General features: G+C 73.9%; 1 protein-coding gene. It reads left to right on the top strand.

Translation table 11 applies throughout. The annotated features are described in order from the left end of the window. A partial coding sequence (gene proB, locus ACIKT0_RS19665; RefSeq protein WP_407106931.1) for a glutamate 5-kinase occupies positions 1-639 on the top strand: 639 nt, incomplete at both ends.

Genomic DNA, 639 nt, shown 5'->3' with positions numbered 1-639 from the left:
CGAGGACAGCCAGGCCGCCGCGGCGATCGGCCAGATCGCGCTCGCCCGCGTCTGGAGCGAGGTGCTGGGCGCGCACGGCATCACGGCCGGGCAGATCCTGCTCACGCTGGGCGACACCGAGGAGCGCCGACGCTACCTCAACGCCCGGGCGACGCTCGCCCGCCTGCTGGCGCTCAAGGCGATCCCGGTCGTCAACGAGAACGACACGGTGGCGACCTCGGAAATCCGCTACGGCGACAATGACCGGCTCGCGGCGCGCGTGGCCTCGATGGCGAGCGCCGACTGCCTCGTCCTGCTGTCCGACGTCGACGGGCTCTACGACGCCCCGCCGGACCGCGACCCGAACGCGCGCCACATCCCGATCGTCGAGCGGGTCAACGCCTCGGTCGAGGCGATCGCCGGCGGACCGGCCTCGGAGCTGTCGCGCGGCGGCATGCGCACCAAGGTCGAGGCCGGCCGCATCGCGACCGGGGCCGGCGCGCACATGCTGATCGCCTCCGGCAAGGTGATGAGCCCGCTCGGCGAGGTCGAGCGCGGCGGACGCTGCACCTGGTTCCTGCCCCACGAGAACCCCGGCCAGGCGCGCAAGCGCTGGATCGCCGGCGTGCTGGCGCCGCGCGGCTCGATCTACGTGGACGA

Origin of the sequence: Hansschlegelia beijingensis, assembly GCF_045505405.1 — a bacterium.
Taxonomy (GTDB): Bacteria; Pseudomonadota; Alphaproteobacteria; order Rhizobiales; family Methylopilaceae; genus Methylopila; species Methylopila beijingensis_A.
The sequence above is the reverse complement of the archived record's forward strand: the minus strand, read 5'-3'. Positions and strand labels throughout refer to the sequence as shown.